This is a genomic window from Dactylosporangium fulvum (assembly GCF_025137375.1).
GTDB lineage: Bacteria > Actinomycetota > Actinomycetes > Mycobacteriales > Micromonosporaceae > Dactylosporangium > Dactylosporangium fulvum.
This window is the reverse complement of sequence record NZ_CP073720.1, coordinates 6,366,355-6,385,214: the sequence shown is the minus strand read 5'-3', so window position 1 is coordinate 6,385,214 and position 18,860 is coordinate 6,366,355. Positions and strand designations below refer to the sequence as shown.

19 protein-coding genes are annotated in these 18,860 nt (G+C 72.4%); 13 read left to right on the top strand and 6 right to left on the bottom strand.

Annotated elements, in window-relative coordinates; all coding sequences use genetic code 11:
• Positions 1-28: 28 nt before the first annotated feature.
• The gene (locus Dfulv_RS29505; protein ID WP_259856945.1) at positions 29-1,657 is read right to left on the bottom strand and encodes an FAD-binding dehydrogenase; all 1,629 of its coding nucleotides are present in this window, start codon (positions 1,655-1,657) and stop codon (positions 29-31) included.
• Between the two features lie 98 nt (positions 1,658-1,755).
• Between Dfulv_RS29505 and Dfulv_RS29500 the strand changes: the two genes are divergently transcribed.
• Entirely contained in the window at positions 1,756-2,871 is a 1,116-nt protein-coding gene (locus Dfulv_RS29500) for a PucR family transcriptional regulator (protein ID WP_259856944.1), read from the top strand.
• A 54-nt stretch (positions 2,872-2,925) separates the two neighbouring features.
• Here Dfulv_RS29500 and Dfulv_RS29495 read toward each other — a convergent pair whose 3' ends face one another.
• Complete coding sequence (locus Dfulv_RS29495) at positions 2,926-3,969, bottom strand: LacI family DNA-binding transcriptional regulator (RefSeq protein WP_259856943.1); 1,044 nt, start codon at positions 3,967-3,969, stop codon at positions 2,926-2,928.
• A gap of 146 nt (positions 3,970-4,115) precedes the next feature.
• On the opposite strand from Dfulv_RS29495, the gene ligA reads away from it, so the two are divergent.
• A complete protein-coding gene (gene ligA, locus Dfulv_RS29490; RefSeq protein ID WP_259856942.1) occupies positions 4,116-6,188 on the top strand; it encodes an NAD-dependent DNA ligase LigA in 2,073 nt (690 codons plus the stop codon).
• A 1,047-nt stretch (positions 6,189-7,235) separates the two neighbouring features.
• A complete protein-coding gene (locus Dfulv_RS29485; protein ID WP_259856940.1) occupies positions 7,236-7,487 on the top strand; it encodes an SCO4848 family membrane protein in 252 nt (83 codons plus the stop codon).
• Positions 7,488-7,493: 6 nt separating this feature from the next.
• Here Dfulv_RS29485 and Dfulv_RS29480 read toward each other — a convergent pair whose 3' ends face one another.
• Complete coding sequence (locus tag Dfulv_RS29480) at positions 7,494-7,976, bottom strand: universal stress protein (RefSeq protein ID WP_259856938.1); 483 nt, start codon at positions 7,974-7,976, stop codon at positions 7,494-7,496.
• Between the two features lie 120 nt (positions 7,977-8,096).
• Between Dfulv_RS29480 and Dfulv_RS29475 the strand changes: the two genes are divergently transcribed.
• Complete coding sequence (locus Dfulv_RS29475) at positions 8,097-8,864, top strand: DUF2267 domain-containing protein (RefSeq protein ID WP_259856935.1); 768 nt, start codon at positions 8,097-8,099, stop codon at positions 8,862-8,864.
• 68 nt (positions 8,865-8,932) lie between these two features.
• Here Dfulv_RS29475 and ligD read toward each other — a convergent pair whose 3' ends face one another.
• Positions 8,933-10,387, bottom strand: a complete 1,455-nt coding sequence (gene ligD / locus Dfulv_RS29470) for a non-homologous end-joining DNA ligase LigD (RefSeq protein ID WP_259856933.1) — start codon at positions 10,385-10,387, stop codon at positions 8,933-8,935.
• A gap of 54 nt (positions 10,388-10,441) precedes the next feature.
• The gene (locus Dfulv_RS29465; RefSeq protein ID WP_259856930.1) at positions 10,442-10,594 is read right to left on the bottom strand and encodes a hypothetical protein; all 153 of its coding nucleotides are present in this window, start codon (positions 10,592-10,594) and stop codon (positions 10,442-10,444) included.
• Between Dfulv_RS29465 and recD2 the strand changes: the two genes are divergently transcribed.
• A complete protein-coding gene (recD2, locus tag Dfulv_RS29460; RefSeq protein WP_259856927.1) occupies positions 10,587-12,854 on the top strand; it encodes an SF1B family DNA helicase RecD2 in 2,268 nt (755 codons plus the stop codon). The genes Dfulv_RS29465 and recD2 overlap by 8 nt on opposite strands.
• Here recD2 and Dfulv_RS29455 read toward each other — a convergent pair.
• Positions 12,799-13,185 carry an ATP-binding protein gene (locus Dfulv_RS29455; RefSeq protein ID WP_259856925.1) on the bottom strand — a complete coding sequence of 129 codons (387 nt, stop codon included), beginning with the start codon at positions 13,183-13,185 and terminating at the stop codon, positions 12,799-12,801. The genes recD2 and Dfulv_RS29455 overlap by 56 nt on opposite strands.
• Before the next feature lie 117 nt (positions 13,186-13,302).
• Between Dfulv_RS29455 and Dfulv_RS29450 the strand changes: the two genes are divergently transcribed.
• The 8 genes from Dfulv_RS29450 to gvpO all read left to right on the top strand — a co-directional run bounded on the left by Dfulv_RS29450 (position 13,303) and on the right by gvpO (position 18,859).
• Positions 13,303-13,617, top strand: coding sequence for an STAS domain-containing protein (locus Dfulv_RS29450; protein WP_259856923.1), 315 nt, complete (start codon positions 13,303-13,305; stop codon positions 13,615-13,617).
• Positions 13,618-13,662: 45 nt separating this feature from the next.
• A complete protein-coding gene (locus Dfulv_RS29445) occupies positions 13,663-14,886 on the top strand; it encodes a PP2C family protein-serine/threonine phosphatase (protein WP_259856921.1) in 1,224 nt (407 codons plus the stop codon).
• Between the two features lie 385 nt (positions 14,887-15,271).
• Positions 15,272-15,901, top strand: a complete 630-nt coding sequence (locus Dfulv_RS29440) for a hypothetical protein (protein WP_259856919.1) — start codon at positions 15,272-15,274, stop codon at positions 15,899-15,901.
• A gap of 95 nt (positions 15,902-15,996) precedes the next feature.
• Positions 15,997-17,091, top strand: coding sequence for an SRPBCC family protein (locus Dfulv_RS29435; RefSeq protein WP_259856917.1), 1,095 nt, complete (start codon positions 15,997-15,999; stop codon positions 17,089-17,091).
• A 4-nt stretch (positions 17,092-17,095) separates the two neighbouring features.
• A complete protein-coding gene (gene gvpJ, locus Dfulv_RS49085; RefSeq protein ID WP_259856915.1) occupies positions 17,096-17,500 on the top strand; it encodes a gas vesicle protein GvpJ in 405 nt (134 codons plus the stop codon).
• A 1-nt stretch (position 17,501) separates the two neighbouring features.
• A complete protein-coding gene (locus Dfulv_RS29425; protein ID WP_259856914.1) occupies positions 17,502-18,254 on the top strand; it encodes a GvpL/GvpF family gas vesicle protein in 753 nt (250 codons plus the stop codon).
• 2 nt (positions 18,255-18,256) lie between these two features.
• Positions 18,257-18,490, top strand: coding sequence for a gas vesicle protein GvpG (locus Dfulv_RS29420; RefSeq protein WP_259856913.1), 234 nt, complete (start codon positions 18,257-18,259; stop codon positions 18,488-18,490).
• A gap of 18 nt (positions 18,491-18,508) precedes the next feature.
• Entirely contained in the window at positions 18,509-18,859 is a 351-nt protein-coding gene (gene gvpO / locus Dfulv_RS29415; protein ID WP_259856912.1) for a gas vesicle protein, read from the top strand.
• Position 18,860: the final 1 nt, after the last annotated feature.

Genomic DNA, 18,860 nt, shown 5'->3' with positions numbered 1-18,860 from the left:
ACCGGCAGATCGTGACGGCAGCCTCCGCTCAGGCCACCGCGGCTGCCGCCGCGCGGCCGGCGACCCGGCCGGAGAACAGACAGCCGCCGAGGAAGGTGCCCTCCAGCGAGTTGTACCCGTGCATCCCGCCGCCGCCGAAGCCGGCGACCTCACCGGCCGCGTACACGCCCGGCAGCGGCTCGCCCGAGGGCTGCAGCACCCGGCCCGACAGGTCGGTGTGCAGCCCGCCCAGCGTCTTGCGGGTCAGGATGTTGAGCCGCACCGCGATGAGCGGCCCGGCCTTCGGGTCGAGCAGCCGGTGCGGCGTCGCGACCCGGACGAGCTTGTCGCCGCGGTACGCCCGCGCGCCGCGGATCGCGGTGATCTGCGCGTCCTTCGCGAACGGGTTGGCGAGCTCCCGGTCGCGCGCCTCGACGACCGCCGTGACGGCGGCCGGGTCCAGCAGCGCCTCGCCGGCGAGCCGGTTCATGCCGGCGACGAGCTCGTCCACGGTGCCGGCCACGACGAAGTCGGCGCCGTTGCGCTTGAACGCCTCGACCGGTCCCGGCGCGCCGGCGCGCACCCGCTGGAGGACCTGGCGGACGCTGCGGTTGGTGAGATCCGGGTTCTGTTCCGACCCGGACAGCGCGAACTCCTTCTCGATGATCTTCTGGGTCAGCACGAACCAGCTGTAGTCGTAGCCGGTCGCCATGATGTGCCGCAGCGTGCCGAGCGTGTCGAAGCCGGGGAACAACGGTGCCGGCAGCCGCTTCCCGGTGGCGTCCAGCCACAGCGACGACGGACCGGGCAGGATCCGGATGCCGTGGTTCGGCCAGACCGGGTCCCAGTTCTGCAGGCCCTCGGTGTAGTGCCACATGCGGTCGGGGTTGATGATCTGCCCGCCGGCCCGCTCGGTGATGCCGAGCATCCGTCCGTCGACGTGGGCCGGCACCCCGGCGACCATCCGCCGCGGCGGCGCGCCGAGCCGTGCCGGCCAGGCCTTGCGGACCAGGTCGTGGTCGCCGCCGATCCCGCCGGACGTGACGATGACGGCCTGCGCGGTGAACTCGAACTCGCCGACGACGGTGCGGGAGCTGGACTGTCCACGCAGGACGGTGCTCGGCTCCAGCACCGAGCCGCGCACGACACCACCGGGCAGCAGGGCGTCGACCCGGTGGCGGAACAGCAGCCGCACCCGGTCGCTCGCCCGGACCCGCCGGGCGAAGGGCTCCACCACACCCGGGCCGGTGCCCCAGGTGATGTGGAAGCGCGGCACGGAGTTGCCGTGGCCGTCGGCCGGGCCGCCGCCGCGCTCGGCCCAGCCCACGACCGGGAACACACGGTGCCCCATCGACCGCAGCCACGCGCGCTTCTCGCCGGCGGCGAAGTGCACGTACGCCTCGGCCCACCGTCGCGGCCAGGCGTCCTCCGGCCGGTCGAACCGCGCGCTGCCGAGCCAGTCCTGCCAGGCCAGCTCGACGGAGTCGCGGATGCCCATCCGGCGCTGCTCGGGGGAGTCGACGAGGAAGAGCCCGCCGAACGACCAGAACGCCTGCCCGCCGAGGCTCTGCTCCGGCTCCTGCTCCAGCAGGATCACCCGCTTGCCCGCGTCGGCCACCTCGGCCGCGGCCACCAGCCCGGCCAGCCCCGCGCCGATCACGATCACATCCGCATCCATGGCCTCAGGCTAAGCGCATGATCGTGCCAAAATCGTGGTGCCGGGAGCACAATTCCGGCGCTGTTTTGTCATCGCCGTGACAAATTCGGGGGTCGTACGTGCTGACGCATCCATCCGCGGACCAGTTGCGCGCCCTGCGGCCGCAGTTGCAGGCCCGGGTCCTGGCGGTCGTCCGCGAGGCGATGCGCGGCCAGGGCCGTTCGCTGACCGGCGGACAGGGCCGCGGGCTCACGCTCGGCGTGGAGACGGCGGTCGACACGTTCGTGTCCGGCGCGCAGGACACCGACCTGACCGCGACCCGCGCCGTGTTCCGCGAGCTCGGCCGGACCGAGTTCCGCGAGGGCCACCGCGTCGACGCGCTGCGCTCGATCCTGACCGTCGGTGCCCAGGCGATCTGGGCATTCCTCGTCGAGCACCCCGGCCCGCTCGCCCCCGGCGACCTGTACGGGACCGCCGCCGCGCTCTTCGGCTACGTCGACGCGCTCGCCGGTGCGGCGGCGGAGGGCTACCTCGACGAGCAGCGGGACGCGGCGCACGACTGGGCGATGGTCCGGCGGCGCCTCATCACCCTGCTGGTCCAGCCCGACCCGCCGGCGGACGCGGCGCTGCACGCGGCGGCCGAGGCGGCCCGCTGGACGCTGCCGGAGACGGTCTGCGTCGTGAGCGCCGACGGGACCGATGCAGAACACCTCGCCCGCGCGGTCGGCGGCAACGCGATCGCGACGGTGATCGACGGCGCCGTGCGGATCGTGGTCCCCGGACCGTCCACTTCGGATCGCGGCCTGGCCGGCCGCAGGGCCGCGGTCGGCCCGGTCGTCCCCCTGCGCGGGGCGCGCATGTCGTACCGGATCTCGAGGAGGGCCCTGGACCTGCAGCACGCGGGCGGTCTGCCGGACGGCGTGGTGTCCTGCGACGACCATCTCGTGCGACTGCTGCTGTCGTGGGAGCCGGGTGTGTCGGACCGGCTCGCCGACCGCGTGCTGGGCCCGCTCGACGCGCTGACGCCGGCGGCCCGCCGCCCGTTGGCCGACACGCTGCTGGCGTGGTTACGGTCCCAGGGCCAGGTGATCCCCGCGGCGCAGGCGCTGCACACGCATCCCCAGACGGTGCGCTACCGGTTGCGCAAGCTTCGGGACCTGTTCGGCGCCCGGCTGGACGACCCCGACGAGCGGCTGGCGCTGCACCTCGCCCTGATGAGCCGGCCCGGAGCGTAGGTTTCCCGGATCGCCGGGCACGGCTTTGTTCCAGGGGTGGGTGCGGCTTGTGTTCTAGGGGTGTGGTTGACGGCGCCGTCGCGGCTTGGGCGTGTGCCCGGCCGCGGCGGCGCTGTCGCGTGCGGTCAGCGCCGGGGGCAGCAGCGTCGCCTCCGGCACGCCGCGGCCCTCGAGCTTGGCGATGACCAGCTCCACCGCCCGCTGCCCGACCTCCTCCGCCGGGATGTTCACCGACGTGAGCCGGGGCCGCACCCGCTCGGCGACGTCGTCGGGGCAGATCGCCACGACCGACACGTCCTCGGGCACCCGGCGGCCGAGCGCCTCGAACGCCTCCAGCAGCGGCGGCACGGTCGGCTCGTTGTGCACGACCACACCGGTCAGGTCGGGGTAGCGCTCGAGCAGGCCCTTGACGGTCTCGAGCACCGCGGCGGGCGTCGGCTCGCAGGGCACCGTCGTGCCGCGCAGCCCGCGCCGGTGCCGGGCCTCGTCGAAGCCGGCGGCGGTGCGGCTGGCGAAGCCGAGCTCCCGCTCGTACACCTGCGGCGGCGAACCCAGCAGGGCGACACACGTGTGGCCGAGGTCGGCCAGGTGGTCGACGCAGGCCGCGCCGGCCGCCGCGAAGTCGAGGTCGATGCAGGTGAGCCCCTCGGCCTCGGCCGGAAACCCGATGAGCACCGACGGCCGGCCCAGCGACCGCAGCCGCGGCAGGCGCCGGTCGTGCAGCTCGACGTCCATGACGATGAGCGCGTCGGCAAGTGCGCTGGCCGCGACCCGTTCCAGCCCCTTCTCGCCCTCGTCCTGCGTGAGCAGCAGCACGTTGTGGTCGAACCGGCGCGCCGCGGTGACGACGGAGATCACGAACTGCATGAGCACCGGCACATACAGCCCCGTGTAGAGCGGCACGATGAGCGCGATGACGTTGGAACGGTTGCTCGCCAGCGCCCGGGCGCCCGCATGCGGATGATAGCCGAGCACCTCGATCGCGGCGAGGACCCGCTGCCGCGTCTCCTCCGAGATGGTCCGCTTGCCGCTCAGGACGTAGGAGACGGTGCTCGGAGACACCCCCGCCTGCCTTGCCACGTCACCGATCGTCGCCATGCCGCTCCGTCATCCTCGCTGTTCCGGGTGTGGTCACGCCATTATTCGCTCGCCCGGGGGACTTTGTAAGGAACCGGTCCTTTCCTGTCCCGGCTGAGCGCGGGCGTCGGCAAAATTTGTCGTACCGGGTGGTTAAGCTGCGCGGCATGACAGAAGAGCTGGTCGTCGACGCGCGTGTGGCCGAGCCGTTCCTCTCCCCGGAGGACTACCGTGCGGCGGTCGAGGAGATCCGGTCGGCGGCCGCGCTCTACTACGGCGGCGCCGAGCTCGCGATGGACGACGCCGTCTACGACTCGCTCATGGCCCGCGTCGCCGCCACCGAGGCCACCCATCCGGAATGGAAGGCCGAGGAGTCGCCGACCGAGGTCGTCGCCGCGGGCGGCGGTGTCGTCGGCGACGTCGTGCACAGCACGCCGATGCTCAGCCTGGACAACGTCTTCGACGAGGAGACGCTGCGCCGGTGGGCGGCCCGGCTCGACCGGCTCCTCGGCCGTCCGGCCGCCGGTTACACCGTCGAGCCGAAGATCGACGGGCTGGCGATCGCCGCGCGATACGTCGACGGGCACCTGGTCCAGGTCGCCACGCGCGGCGACGGACGCGCCGGGGAGGACGTCACCGGCCAGGCGCGGCGCGCCGCCGGCCTGCCGGAGCGGCTGGCCGAGCCGGTGACCCTGGAGATCCGCGGCGAGGTGTTCATGACCGACGCCGACTTCGAGGTGGCCAACGGCATGCGCACCGGCGCCGGCGAGCCGGCGTTCGCGCACCCGCGCAGCGCCGCCGCCGGCACGCTCCGCGCGCAGGACCGCACCTATGACGCGCCGCTGTCCTTCCTCGCCTATGCCGTGCACGGCCTCGGCGACGGTGCACACTCCGCCGAGATGGCCGCCGTCGAGCGGCTCGGCATCGCCACCACCGCGGGTTCGCCGGCCGGGATGCCGGTCTGCGCCACCGTCGACGAGGTGCTGGAGGCGGTGCAGGCGCTCAACGCCAAGCGAGGCAGCCTCGGGTTCGGCATCGACGGCGCGGTCATCAAGGCCGACCAGCCCGCCGACCGGGCCGCCGCCGGCTTCTCCAGCCGGGCGCCGCGGTGGGGCATCGCCTACAAGTTCCCGGCCGACACCCGCACCACCAAGCTGCTGCGCATCGAGGTGCAGATCGGGCGGACCGGCGTCATCACCCCGGTCGCGGTGCTCGAGCCGGTGCAGATCAGCGGCGTCATCGTCACCTCGGCCACCCTGCACAACTTCGACGACCTCGTCCGGCGCAACGTGTGGCCGGGCGACACGGTGTTCGTCCGCCGGGCCGGTGACGTCATCCCGGAGGTCACCGGGGCCAAGCTCGACGAGCGGCCGGCCGACGCGGCGCCGTTCGAGCCGCCGGCCCGGTGCCCCCGCTGCGACGGGGAGATCGACCGCAGCCAGAAGCGCTGGCGGTGCACCCGTGGCCGGGCCTGCGGCGCGCACGAGTCGCTGGCGTATTACGCTGCGCGGCACTCCATGGACATCGAGGGTCTCGGCGGCAAGCTCATCGACATGCTCGTGGCCGCCGGGCTGGTGACCGACCCCGCCGACCTCTACGACCTCGACGTGCCGACGGTCACCAAGCTGGAGCGGATGGGCGAGGTGTCGGCGACCAAGCTCGTCACCGCGATCCAGGCGTCGAGGGAGCAGCCGCTGTCCCGCGTGCTGACCGGTCTCGGGGTGCGCATGACCGGCCGGTCGATGTCCCGCCGGCTGGCCCGGCACTTCGGCACCATGCAGGCGCTGCTCGACGCCTCGGTCGAGGACCTCCAGCGGGTCGAGGGCGTCGGCCCCGAGCGCGCCGTGATGATCGCCGCCGAGTTGGTCGAGATCGCGCCCGTCATCACCAAGCTGGTCGAGCGCGGCGTCAACATGACCGAGCCCGACACCGCCGGCCCGGCCGGCCCCGGGGCGTCGTCCGCCGACGGCGCGGACCGCCCCGACCTGCCGCTGCGCAAGCCCGACGGCACCCCGATGACGGTCGTGGTCACCGGCGCGGTGCCCGGCCTGACCCGCGACGAGGGCAACGAGGCCGTCGAGCGCCTGGGCGGCAAGTCCTCCGGCTCGGTGTCAAAGCGCACCGACCTGGTCGTGGTGGGCGCCGGCGCCGGCTCCAAGGCCGAAAAAGCCGAACAGCTGGGCATCCGCATCATGCCGGCCGACGAGTTCGCCGCCGTGCTGACCGCCCACACCTCCTGAAGCCGCACCCTTCCACCCACCCGCCCAAGCCCCTCACCACTCCACCACTCCCTCCGCGGCCGCTGGTCCGTGACTGCTCGGTCCGTGGCCCCGCTGTCCGTGGCCGCTCGGTCCTGCGGCTGCCCGGTCCTCGGCCGTGTCTGCAACTGCTCGGTTGGTGGACGCGTTTGCGGCTGCTGGTTCGGGGCCGCTGGTTTCCGTGGTCGCCTCCTCGGCTGTTCGGTTTCCACGCTCCTTCAACGCTCTGCCCGGTCCTCGACGCTCCGCCTTCTTGATCAAGGGAAACGTCGGGCTGCCCCGGAGCCTGTCGCGTAATTCGCTGGGACAGCGTCGGCGGCCCAACTACGCGCCGATCTTGGAGTTGTGGCGCCATGAACCTCCGAATTTGTCCGGGTTTGTCAAGGACCACAACTCCAAGATCGGCGCGGTTGTCGGGGTTGACGCGCGAGGGATCCGAATTGCGCAACAGGCTCCCTGGGAGCAACAAAGCTCCGTGATCATGGCGATGGCTCCAGGCTTGCGTGATCAGTGCCCACTAGGGCGCGCTCCTTGCCTTCGACGCTGCCGCTGGCTTGACCAGGCCCGGCCCGGATCAGTTCGGCCCGACTCGGCCCAGGGGCTTGGCTCGGCCCCCGCCCGGCCCCGGCCCCCGCCCGGCCCCGGCCCCCGTCCGGCCCCCGTCCGGCCCCCGTCCGGCCCCCGCCCGGCTCGGCTCGGCTCGGCTCGGCCTGGCTTGGCCCCGCCCGGCTTGGCCCCGCCCGGCCTGGCCCCGTCGGCTTGGCCCCGCCCGGCCTGGCCCCGCCCGGCCTGGTTAGCCTGCTGGTCGGCTCGCTGGGGTGGTGTCAGGTCGGCGCTCGGTGGTGGATCGGTGCCGAAGGGGTGCTCTGCGTGGACCGGCCGCGGCGAAGTGCTGGTCGTGCCTTCCGGCGGATGGCTTTCCGCATCGTGGTTGTCCGGCGGTTGGAGCGTCTGCAGGGGGACGTGCGGAATTCCCGGGACGGGGCGGGCACCGACCTGGCCGGATCGGAGCCGGGGCATACTTTCTACGTGGTTGTGTCACGGCGGTGGGCGGTGTTCCTGGTCCTGGTCGGCGTGTGGAGCTGGGTCATCTGGCCCAGGTTCGCCGTCGCGATCTGGAACGACGATCGCTCGTGGACCAGTGGCGGGTCCACGCCCACGTCGTTCCTCTGGATTCACGCGCTGCTGATCGCCGTCTCGCTGGCCATCGGCACCGCCGTTGCTGTCCTCGGCATCCGCGCCTGGCTCGCCGGCCGGAAGCAGCTTACTGCCCGAAAGTAGGGGGCGTCAGCTGGGCGTGCGGACTACCACCACCGGGCGGTCGGCCCGGTGGATCAGGGCGTTCGACGTGCTGCCCAGCAGGAGTTCGCTGAGCTTACGGTGGCCGTGGGCGCCCACCACGATGCCGGGGCTGTTGTGCTCACGGGCCAGCCGGATCAGTGTGTCCGCCACCGTCAGCTCGTCGGCCACCGCCAGCCCGGTAGCGTCCTCGAAGCCTGCCTGCCGTGCGAGCGTCGCGCCGCGCTGGGCCGTCTGCTTTGCATTCTCGTACAGCTGAAGGTCGGCCTCGATCGCGCTGCGGATGTCGAGGACCGTGGGCGGCATGTCGAACCCGGCGATCGGCATGGTCATGATCTCGAACATCCGGCCGGCCTCCCACACCGTCACGACCAGCGCGCGGTGGCCGGCCAGCAGCGTCGCGGACTGCCGCAGCGCACGTTCCGCGGTCGGGGAACCGTCGAACCCGATGATGACCGGTGCGGTGCTCATGACTCTTCACACCGTACGACCGCGGCGTCCTACCGGCGGGATGAGGCCGGGGTGGTGTGCATGACGGCAGGCGGTGCGGGTAGTGCTGACACCCCCACCGATGCCGAGGGTTGAGCAGCCATGAACGAAGACCGGTTCATCGCGATGGTGCAGCGCGAGATCGACGTGCCTGACGGGGCGACGGCACGCAAGGCCGTACGGGCCGTGTTCGAGACCTTCGCCGAGCGGCTGACGGGCGGGTTGATCAAGACCGTCCGCGGGCAGCTGCCGGAGGAACTCGCCAGGGAGCTTTCGTTGCAGCGGCCGCACCAGCCCTTCGACGCGGACGAGTTCGTCCGCCGGATCGCCCGGCGGGCCGGCGTGGACCTGGGCACCGCCGAGAAGTACGCCAAAGCGGCCTTCCTGGCGCTGAGCCGCGCACTGGAGCCTGAGATCTTCCGGGCGGTGGTCGCCGAGCTCGCCACGGACTACGGCCCGCTCACCGAGAAGGCGCGCCGGCCGGCGAACCAGTCGAGGGAGTTCCAGCGGCGGGTCGCCGACCGGGCCGGCCTGGGTGAGGAGCGGGCGCTCGCCGTCAGTGAGGCGGTGCTGGAGACGCTGGCCGAGCGGATCGCGGGCGGCGAGGTCGACGACCTGGTCGAGGAGCTTCCGGGCGACCTGCGCCCGGCGTTGGAGCGGGGCAGGGCGCGCTCCGGCGGGCAGGGCAGGAAGATGAGCCTGGAGGAGTTCCTCGACCTGGTCGCCGAGCGGGCGGACGTCACCCCGGGCGTGGCCCGGAGGTACGGCGCCGCGGTCCTCGCCACGGTCCACGACGCCGTCACCGAGAAGGAGTTCCTCGAGCTCCTGTCCGAACTGCCCAAGTCGTACGTGGAGCTCACACACGCCTAGGGCGGGAGATCACGCAGTCGCGGCCGTCGCCGTGCGGCTCCCGCATCGGTACTGTCGAATGACTCGGTTCAGGTCAGCCTCGGCAGGCGCTGCGGGTGGCGCAGCACGCCGGCGAACAGGTCGCCCCGTTCGGCGACACGGTCGAGGACGGTGCGGATCGTGAACCCGTCCGGGCGCAACGACGGGTCGTCGAGCTCGTCCCAGTCGACCGGTGCCGACACCGGCGCTCCGGGTGCCGGCCGCGGGCTGTACGGGGCGACGAGCGTCTTGTTGACGGCGTTCTGGGTGTAGTCGAGCCGGGCGAGCCCGCCCCGGTCGGCCCGCTCCCACTTCCAGCTCACGAGGTCGGGCACGACCGCGCCGACGGTGCGGGACAGGTGCTCGACCCAGGCCCGGGTCGTGTCGAAGTCGGGACCCGGCGCGATCGGTACCCAGATCTGGATGCCGCGCCGCCCGGTCACCTTCGGCCGGGCCTCGACCCCGAGGTGCTCGAAGGCGGTGCGGTGCAGCCGGGCGAGCACGAGCAGGTCCTCCCACGGCGTGCTGTTGCCGGGGTCGAGGTCGATCAGCGCGTACGTCGGGCGCTGCGGACCGTCCACCTTGGACGTCCACGGGTGCCACTCCAGGCTGCCGAAGTTGACCGCCCACACCAGCGCGGCCGGATCGTCGACGACCAGGTACGTCGTGCCGCCGTGTTCCCACCGCGGCAGCCACTCGGGCGCGTGCGAGGGCAGGTCCTTCTGCCAGAAGCCCTTCGACTCGCTGCCGTTGGGGAAGCGGTGCAGGTTCAGCGCGCGACCGGCGAGGTACGGCTGGACGGTCGGCGCGATCCGCGCGGCGTAGCGCAGGAGCTCCCGCTTGGTGACCGGCGGCTCGCCGTCCCGGCCGGGGAACAGGTCCTTGTCGAGGTTGGTGACGCGCAGCGCGCGGCCGAAGACCTCCCACGTGCCGGTGGACCTCAACCGGTCCAGCGCCCGCAGTTCCTCCTCCGCCGGCGGCGGAAGCTTCAGCGGTACCGACGCCCGGGCCGCCGGCAGGTCGGCGCGCCACAGCCGGTCGGGGTCCGCCTTCACCTCGTCGTTCGTCCGTCCGCTGAGGACCGAGTGCGGGTGGTCGTCCGCGTTCCACACCGCCACGGCGTGCTCGTCCCGCTTGTGCATGAGCAGCCACTCGTCGCCGCGGGTCCGGACGATGACGAACCGCCCGCGCAGCTTCTCCCCGTGCAGCTCCATGTGCAGTTCGCCGGCGGCGACGGCCTTCGCCGGATCGGGGTCCTTGTACGGCACCCAGGTCCCGGCGTCCCACACGATCACGTCACCGGCACCGTACGTGCCGGCGGGGATGATCCCCTCGAAGTCGACGTACTCCATGGGGTGGTCCTCGACGTGGAAGGCGGCACGCCGCACGCCGGGGGCGAGCGTCGGCCCCTTCGGCACCGCCCAGCTGACGAGCACCCCGTTGATCTCCAGCCGGAAGTCGTAGTGTGGCCGGCGCGCCCGGTGCTTCTGGACGACGAACCGCATCCGTCCAGTCAAGCCGGGTTCGCCACCTGCCGGCAACCGGAACGCCGAGGTTCGTCACTCGTCGGTCCGCGCGACGTGCGCGACGTCCATGAGCACGGCGGTGCTCGCGGGCCCCGACCCGACCCGGTCCACCCGGTAGCGGTCTCGAGCGAGGCGGACCGCATCCCCGAAGGTCGCCGGCGCATGCCACCATTCGACGGTGGACACGACACCGCCGGAGCGCTCCGGCGCGACCCTCGACGCGGTGCTGGAGCGGATCACCTACGTCAACGAGGAGACCGGATACACGATCGCGCGGGTCGCGGCCGAACGCTCGGGTTCCGACCTGCTCACCGTCGTCGGGTCGCTGCTCGGCGTCCAGCCCGGGGAGAGCCTGCGCCTGGTAGGCCGCTGGGGCAACCATCCGCGGTACGGCCGGCAGTTCGAGGTCCACTCCTTCACCACCGTCCTGCCCGCGACCGTCCAGGGCATCGAGCGGTACCTCGGTTCCGGCCTCATCAAGGGCATCGGCCCCCGGATGGCGGCCCGCATCACCGGGCACTTCGGCGCCGACACGCTGCGGGTCGTCGAGGAGGAGCCGGAGCGCCTCGTCGAGGTGCCGGGCCTGGGCCCGAAACGCACCGCGATGATCGGCGCGGCCTGGCAGGAGCAGCGCGCCATCAAGGAGGTCATGGTCTTCCTCCAGGGCGTCGGCGTGTCCACGTCGCTGGCGGTGCGCATCTACAAGCAGTACGGCGACGCGTCGATCTCGGTCGTGCGCAACGAGCCCTACCGGCTGGCCGGCGACGTCTGGGGCATCGGATTCCGCACGGCCGACACGATCGCGCAGGCGGTCGGCATCCCGCACGACAGCCCACAGCGCATCCAGGCCGGCATCCAGTACACGCTGTCGGAGGCGGCCGACGGCGGCCACTGCTTCCTGCCGGAGCCGAACCTGGTCGCCGACGCGGCCGAGATCCTCGGCGTGCCGGCCGAGCTCGTCCGCCCCGAGCTGGACGCGCTGGCCGCCGCGGACGGCGTGGTCCGTGAGCCGGTGCCGAACCCCGGCAATCCCGGCAGCACCATCCCGGCGGTCTACCTGGTGCCGTTCCACCGCGCCGAGACGTCGCTGGCCGGCGGCCTGCTACGGCTGCTGAGCGCCCCCGCCGACCGGCTGTCGGCCTTCGCCGACGTGGACTGGGCCAAGGCCCTGGTGTGGCTGCGCGGCCGCACCGGCGCCGACCTGGCGGCGGAGCAGGAGGAGGCGGTACGGGCAGCGCTCACCTCGAAGGTGGCCGTGCTCACCGGCGGCCCCGGTTGCGGCAAGTCGTTCACCGTCCGGTCGATCGTCACCCTGGCCGCGGCGAAGCGGGCGAAGATCCTGCTGGCGGCGCCCACCGGCCGAGCCGCGAAACGCCTCACCGAGCTGTCCGGGCATCCCGCGACCACCGTCCACCGGCTGCTGCAGCTGCGGCCCGGCGGCGACGCGTCGTACGACCGGGACAACCCGCTCGACGCCGACCTGGTGGTCGTCGACGAGTCGTCGATGCTCGACCTGCTGCTGGCGAACAAGCTGGTCAAGGCCGTGCCGCCGGGTGCGCACCTGCTGCTGGTCGGCGACGTCGACCAGCTGCCGTCGGTCGGCGCGGGCGAGGTGCTGCGGGACCTGCTGGCGGCCGAGACGATCCCGCGGGTCCGGCTGACGAGGATCTTCCGGCAGGCCGGGGAGTCCGGCGTGGTGGTCAACGCCCACCGCATCAACGCCGGTCAGGCTCCCGTGTTCGGCGAGCACCCGGACTTCTTCTGGTTCGGCGCCGACGAGCCCGAGCCGGCCGCGGAGGTCGTGGTGGACCTGGTGGCCCGGCGCATCCCCCGCCGCTTCGGCATCCGGCCCGCGGACATCCAGGTGCTGACCCCGATGCATCGCGGCCCGGCCGGTGCCGGCGGGCTCAACACCGTGCTGCAGGAGGCGCTCGCGCCGCACCGGGAGGGCACGCCGGAACGGCGGCAGGGCGCTCGGGTGTTCCGCCCCGGCGACAAGGTCATCCAGATCCGCAACAACTACGAGAAGGGCACGGCGGGCGTGTTCAACGGCACCGTCGGCGTCGTCACCGACCTGTCCGTCGTCGACCGGAAGCTGACGGTCCGCACCGACGAGGACGAACTGCTCGACTACGACTTCGACGAGCTCGACGAGCTGCAGCACGCCTACGCGATCACCGTGCACCGCTCGCAGGGCAGCGAGTATCCGGCCGTCGTGGTGCCGTTGACGATGAGTTCGTACACGCTGCTGCAACGCAACCTGCTCTACACGGCGGTCACCCGCGCCAAGCGCCTCGTCGTGCTGGTCGGCAACCGCAAGGCCCTCGCCATCGCGGTGCGGGCCACCGGCTCCGGCCGCCGCCACACCTCGCTCACCCACCGCCTGCGCACTACGCCGTGGAGCGCAGGCGGATCATCGCGCCGGTCTGCTGCGGGTGGAACGTGAGCTCGTCACACAGGCGGCTGGCCAGCCACAGGCCGCGGCCGTTGGGCTGATCGACGGGTGGTGCCTGGACGGGCACACGGGTCCCGGTGACGCCGCTGCCGGTGTCGCGCACCTCGACCGTGATCGTGGGGCCGTGCTGGATGATCGTCACCATCGCGGCGCCGCCGCCGTGCTCGATCGCGTTGATGACGATCTCGTTCACGGCGACCGTGAACAGGTCGGCGCGGTCGGGCGGGAAACCGGCCCGGTGCGCGGCATCGGTCACCGAGCGGCGTATGCTGGCCACGCCTTCCGCGGCGACGGGCGGCATGGTGAGGGTGACCGGAGGCACGTCCGACTCGTTTGCCAAGGTCACACATCCATGAGGTGATTCGGTGTGGGCGATTCCGTCGCCCGCCCCACACTATAAGAGTCATACGCGCCCGGTCGTCGTGCAGTTGGAGGTGTTATGACCTTTTCCGTGGCCGGCCACCGTGACAATGACGTGCTCACGCTGCACGTGGCCGGTGATCTGGACCTGGCCACCGCCGACGAGCTGGGCCGGGAGATCACCGCCGCCACCGGTGCCGGGGCGGGGGAGGTTGTCGTCGATCTGGCGGCTGTTCCGTTCATCGACTCCGCCGGCATCAACGTGCTGCTCAAGGGCCGGCGGCTGGCCGACGAGCGGCACCTGCGGTTCCGCATCGCCAACGCCACCAGGCTCGTCCGTCAGGTGCTCGAGCTGGGCGGTGTCTGGACACACCTGTCGGAGCCGGCCCGGTGAGGAACCGGCGGCGGTAGTCGGATGCGGCAGGCGGAGGGTGCGGCGATGACGGCCGACGCGGGGCAGGCGGGCAGCGCCGAGAAGCTGCGCAGGTTGCAGACGGTCACCGACGCGGCGTTGTCGCAGCTCGGCATCGAGGACCTCCTCGACGAGCTGCTCGAGCGCACCCGCGACCTGCTGCGCGCCGACACCGCCGCGGTGCTGCTGCTCGACTCGAGCGGCACCGAGCTGGTCGCCACCGCCGCCAGCGGCCTGGAGCGCGAGGTGCGCCAGGGGCTGCGCGTGCCGGTCGGGCACGGGTTCTCCGGCACCGTCGCCGCGCGGGCCGAGCCGATCGCGATCGAGCACGTCGACCACACCAACGTCGTCAGCCCGGTCCTGCTCAGCGAGCACGTGCAGTCCGTGCTCGGGGTGCCGATGGTCAGCGGGGGACGGGTCATCGGGGTCCTGCACGTGGGCACGCTGACGCCGCGGCGGTTCACACCCGACGACGTCGAGCTGCTGCGGCTCGTCGCCGACCGCGCGACCCTGGCCACGCAGGCGCGACTGTCCCGGCTCGACCGGGCCGCCGCGCTGGCGCTGCAGCGCAGTCTCCTGCCGGCACGGCCGCAGGCGATCCGGGGACTCGACGTCGCCGTGCGGTACGTCCCCGGTGCCGAGGTGGGCGTCGGCGGCGACTGGTATGACGTGTTCGACCTGGCGTCGGGGCACATCGGCATCGTCATCGGTGACGTGGCCGGCAACGGCCTGCGCGCCGCCGTGGTCATGGGGCGCATCCGCAGCGCGCTCCGGGCGTACGCGATGGAGACCGACGACCCCGCCGACGTGCTGACCCGCCTCGACCGCAAGGTCCAGCGGTTCGAGCCGGACGCCATGGCCACCGTCATCTACGCGGTGGTCGACGCCGACCTCGGCGCGGTGACACTGTCGAACGCGGGCCACCTGCCACCGGTCGTCGTCGCCCCGGACCGCCCCGGCCGGCTGGTGCGGATCCCGCCCGACCTGCCGCTGGGCGCCTACGCCGAGGCGCACCGCCGCAACACCCGGCTGCCCCTGGACCCCGGCACCGGCCTGTTCCTCTACACCGACGGGCTTGTCGAGCGGCGGGGCCGGAGGATCGACGCCGGCCTGACGATGCTGACGGAGGCGCTCGTCGCCGGGCCTGCCGACACGATGTGCGCCGGCGTGATGGCGGCGCTGCTGTACGACCGTGCGCCGACCGACGACGTGGCCGTGCTCGCGGTGCGCCGGTCCGAGCCGCCCGCCTGACGCCGGCCGGTCCGGTCCGGTCCGACGGTGTCCGCGGTGCCCGCGGGGGCCGAAGGCCGCCGATACGTCGATCGGCCGCCTTCGACCCCACCCCCCAACGGTCTCGTCGCCCCCCAGCCACATGACGAGGACTTCCGGGTGTCCATGTGACAGGGAAGCCAAACATCCTGTGGCGCCGATGTGGCGCACGACACCTTTGTGATCATCGAACCGCGACGGCACCGGTGTTGCCGTGTCGTCGCCCTCGCCACCGAACGAACGGCCTGCTGCCGGACCGCCGGGAGTCGCCTTCCGGGATCCGTGGAATGCGGCGGTGCCGGTTTTGCGGTAGATGGCCCGGGTAGGGCGCTACGGTCGTCACGATTCGCGTCGCCGGGAGGTACGCATGAAACGGGGAACGCAGGTGACGCTTGCGGTACTGACCGGGTACGTCCTCGGCCGGCGACGGAAGCTGGGCACAGCCGTGCTGCTCGGCGCGGCCGCCGCCGCGGGACGCTACAGCGGCAACCCGGCGGAGCTCCTGGCACGTGGCCGGTCGCTCATCGGCGGATCGTCCACCGTCAGCGAGCTCGGCGGCCTCGCCAAGCCGCTCGTCAAGGCCGGGAAGGCCGCCGCACAGACCGCCGTGACCGACCGCATCGAGTCGGTGAGCGACCGGCTCCGCGACCGCAGCGAGGCGCTCCGATCGGCCACCAGGCCGGACCGGCTCCGCGGCGCGCGGGACACCGACCGCGAGGAGCGCGAGGAGCGCGAGGAGCGCGGGCGGGCGTACGAACGGGGCGAGGACCGGGGCGAGGACCGGGGCGAGCGACGGTACCGGGATCGTGACGAGGACTTCGACGAGGACCGCGAGGAGGGCCGCTACGAGCGGCGGTACGAGGACGAGGACCGCGACGAGGACGAGGAGGCGCAGCCGGTCGGCGCCGGGCGCGGCCGGTCGCGGGGTGACGAGGCGTCGCGGGATGACGAGGCCGAGCCTCCGGTCCGCCGGCGCGGGTCTGCGGGGCGGCGATGAGTTCGGTACCGCACAGCGATGGCATCGGTGGGCGGGTCTCCCGCCTGGTGACCAAGGAGTTGGGCAACTTCGCCGGCGCGCTGGGGGAGCGGGCCGTGGAGTCGCTGCGCGGCAGGGTCGGCGATCTCACTGAGCGGCTGACCGGCTTCGCTGAGCGCTCGGAGAATCCCACGCTGGTGGCCGCGGCCAAGGGCGCGGAGCAACTGGCCGGGGGTGGCTCCCCGGCGAAGGCCACGCTCAAGGGCGGGATCGCCGGTGGGCTGGCCAAGCTGAAGCAGGCGTTCGGTGGGGGGAAGCGGAGCAAGAAGCTCAAGCTGACGAACATCGTCGAGTACGTCGACGTCGGTGTGCCGGTGCGGGTGGCGTACAACCAGTGGACCGAGTTCGAGGACATTCCGCGGTTCACGAAGAAGGTTGAGAAGGTCGAGCGGGAGAAGGAGCAGGAGAAGCTTCATTGGCGGGCGCAGATTTTCCTGTCGCACCGTGATTGGGATGCCCAGATCGTCGAGATGGTCCCGGACGAGCGGATCGTGTGGCGCTCGAAGGGGGCGAAGGGCTATCCGGACGGCGCTATCTCGTTCCATGCCCTCACGCCCACGCTGACTCGGGTGGTGCTGATCATCGAGTATCACCCCAAGGGCTTTTTCGAGCAGACCGGAAACCTCTGGCGGGCGCAGGGTCGCCGGGCCCGGCTGGAGCTGAAGCATTTCGTGCGGCATTGCATGACGCAGGCGGTCCTGAACCCGGAGCAGTTGGAGGGCTGGCGCGGTGTGATCCACGACGGTGAGGTGGTGACGGACCACGAGACCGCTGTGGAGCAGGAGCAGGAGCGCGAGAAAGCGGAGGAGCGCGGCGAGGGCCGCGAGGGCCGCGAGCGCGAGGAAGAGGAGCGCGAGGAAGAGGAACGCGGCGAAGGCCGGGAACGCCGTGAACGTCGCGGGCGCCGGGAGGACGAAGAGGAGCGCGAACGGGGCCGGACGCGCGAAGGCCGCGGGCGCGATGAGGAGCACGAGCGCGGCAACGGTCACTCCCGCCGTGAGGGTCGCCGACACGGCGGCGACCGCGACTGGGACGACCACGAGCGGGAGCGGCGTGACCGCGAGGGCCGGGACCGGCACGAGTCCGGCAACGGCCGCGGACGCCGTGACGCGGGTGGTGAGGGGCCGGGCAACCGGCCCAGAAACAGGTGATTCCATGTCTGTCGTAGCGGCCGGAGGCGGCGGCGCTCAGTCGTCGTCGCTCGCCGACGTCATCGACACGATCCTCGACAAGGGCATCGTCATCGACGCCCACGTGAGCGTCGCCCTGGTGGGCATCGAGATTCTCACCGTCAACGCCCGGGTCGTCGTGGCGAGTGTCGATACGTACCTGCGGTTCGCCCAGGCAGCCAACCGGCTCGACCTGCGTGAGCACGAGGGCAAGGGACTGCCCGAGGTCGTCCAGGGCACCAAGGGCGCCGTGGCGGGCGCGACCGGCGAGCGGGCGATCGAGGGTGCCAGGGAGAAGCTGATGGAGAAGGCGGGCGACGTCATCGGCGAGATCATCAGCCCGCGCGAGCGCGAGCGCGAACGAGAACCCCAGAGCCGGAGGAAGGACTGAGATGGCGGGCACGGGCACCCTGATCTACGGGTTCGTCCCCGGTGACGTGGAGCCGACCGGGTCGGCCCAGGGCATCGGCGATCCGCCCGCCGACGTCGACACGGTGACGTACGACGACGTGGCGGCGCTCGTCAGTGAGGTATCACTCGACCGGCCGCTCGGCAGGTCCGCCGACCTGCGGGCGTATCAACGGCTCCTGGACGGCACGGCGACCGTCTCGCCGGTCCTGCCGGTCCGCTTCGGCACCGTGCTGACCGACCGTGACGCCGTCCGCGACCTGCTCGCCGACCAGCACGACCGCATCGTGCCGATGCTGGGGCGGCTGGGAGGGCAGGTGCAGCACATGGTGCACGGCCGCTACGTCGAGGCCACGATCCTCGCGGAGATCCTCGACAGCAGTCCCGAGGCACGGCAGCTGCAGGAACGGCTGCGGGGTCAGCCCGAGGACGCCTTCGTCGACGCCCGCATGCGGCTCGGCGAGATCATCAACAACTCGATCGAGGCGGTGCGCGACGCCGACATGCAGTTCGCCGTCGAACGCCTCAAGCCGGTGACCGAGGACATCGTCCTGCGCGAGCCGACCCACGAGTTCGACGCGGTGAACCTCGCCGTGCTCGTGGACCGGCAACGCCACGACGAGTTCGACCGCGCGCTGCGGGAGCTGGCCGGCACCTGGGAGCGGCGGGTCACGCTGCGCCGGCTGGGCCCTTCGGCACCGTACGACTTCGTCGCGCAACTGGTTCCGGAGCAGTGACGATGGGCCTGCTGACGGTGCTGCTCACCCTCCCGTACCAGCCGGTGCGGGCGGTCACCGCGGTCGCATCGGTCATCCTGCAGCAGGCCGAGCAGGAGTTGTACGGGTCGGCAGGGGTCCGGCGGCAACTCGAGGCGCTCGACGATGCGGTGGCCCGCGGCGAGCTGTCCGAGGCCGATCGCCAGACCGCGGAGGAGGAGATCCTCGCCCGTCTCACCAGCTACTCGACCGGCTGAGCGGAAGGAGTCCCGCAGATGCATCCAGACGGCCACGAACGCGAGCGGGCACGCCGCCCGCGGCGGGACGAGTCGTATGACGAGGACCGGGAGGACCGGCGCTCGATCTCGGCCGCGTCCGCCGCGCGGATGGCGATCGAGGACGCCCGCGAGTTGACCGGCAAGGAACCGATCGGCGCCGTCTCGGTGGAGCCGGCGAACGGCGGCTGGACCGTCGGCGTGGAGGTGGTGGAGGAGCGCAGGATCCCGTCGTCGGCGGACATGCTCGGTCTGTACCTGGTGCAGCTCTCCGGCAGCGGCGAGCTGCTGTCCTGCCGCCGTGACCACCGCTACCTGCGCGGCAGCACGGACGTCGCGAAGGCGAGCTGAG

What these genes read in the sequence shown, in the direction of transcription:
- gvpJ (WP_259856915.1), top strand. Translation starts at nt 17,096, where the DNA reads ATGTCTGTCGTAGCGGCCGGAGGCGGCGGCGCTCAGTCGTCGTCGCTC.
- ligD (WP_259856933.1), bottom strand. Translation starts at nt 10,387, where the DNA reads ATGCGGTTCGTCGTCCAGAAGCACCGGGCGCGCCGGCCACACTACGAC.
- Dfulv_RS29425 (WP_259856914.1), top strand. Translation starts at nt 17,502, where the DNA reads ATGGCGGGCACGGGCACCCTGATCTACGGGTTCGTCCCCGGTGACGTG.
- Dfulv_RS29475 (WP_259856935.1), top strand. Translation starts at nt 8,097, where the DNA reads ATGAACGAAGACCGGTTCATCGCGATGGTGCAGCGCGAGATCGACGTG.
- Dfulv_RS29495 (WP_259856943.1), bottom strand. Translation starts at nt 3,969, where the DNA reads ATGGCGACGATCGGTGACGTGGCAAGGCAGGCGGGGGTGTCTCCGAGC.
- Dfulv_RS29480 (WP_259856938.1), bottom strand. Translation starts at nt 7,976, where the DNA reads ATGAGCACCGCACCGGTCATCATCGGGTTCGACGGTTCCCCGACCGCG.
- gvpO (WP_259856912.1), top strand. Translation starts at nt 18,509, where the DNA reads ATGCATCCAGACGGCCACGAACGCGAGCGGGCACGCCGCCCGCGGCGG.
- Dfulv_RS29505 (WP_259856945.1), bottom strand. Translation starts at nt 1,657, where the DNA reads ATGGATGCGGATGTGATCGTGATCGGCGCGGGGCTGGCCGGGCTGGTG.
- Dfulv_RS29445 (WP_259856921.1), top strand. Translation starts at nt 13,663, where the DNA reads ATGACGGCCGACGCGGGGCAGGCGGGCAGCGCCGAGAAGCTGCGCAGG.
- Dfulv_RS29440 (WP_259856919.1), top strand. Translation starts at nt 15,272, where the DNA reads ATGAAACGGGGAACGCAGGTGACGCTTGCGGTACTGACCGGGTACGTC.
- ligA (WP_259856942.1), top strand. Translation starts at nt 4,116, where the DNA reads ATGACAGAAGAGCTGGTCGTCGACGCGCGTGTGGCCGAGCCGTTCCTC.
- Dfulv_RS29420 (WP_259856913.1), top strand. Translation starts at nt 18,257, where the DNA reads ATGGGCCTGCTGACGGTGCTGCTCACCCTCCCGTACCAGCCGGTGCGG.
- Dfulv_RS29450 (WP_259856923.1), top strand. Translation starts at nt 13,303, where the DNA reads ATGACCTTTTCCGTGGCCGGCCACCGTGACAATGACGTGCTCACGCTG.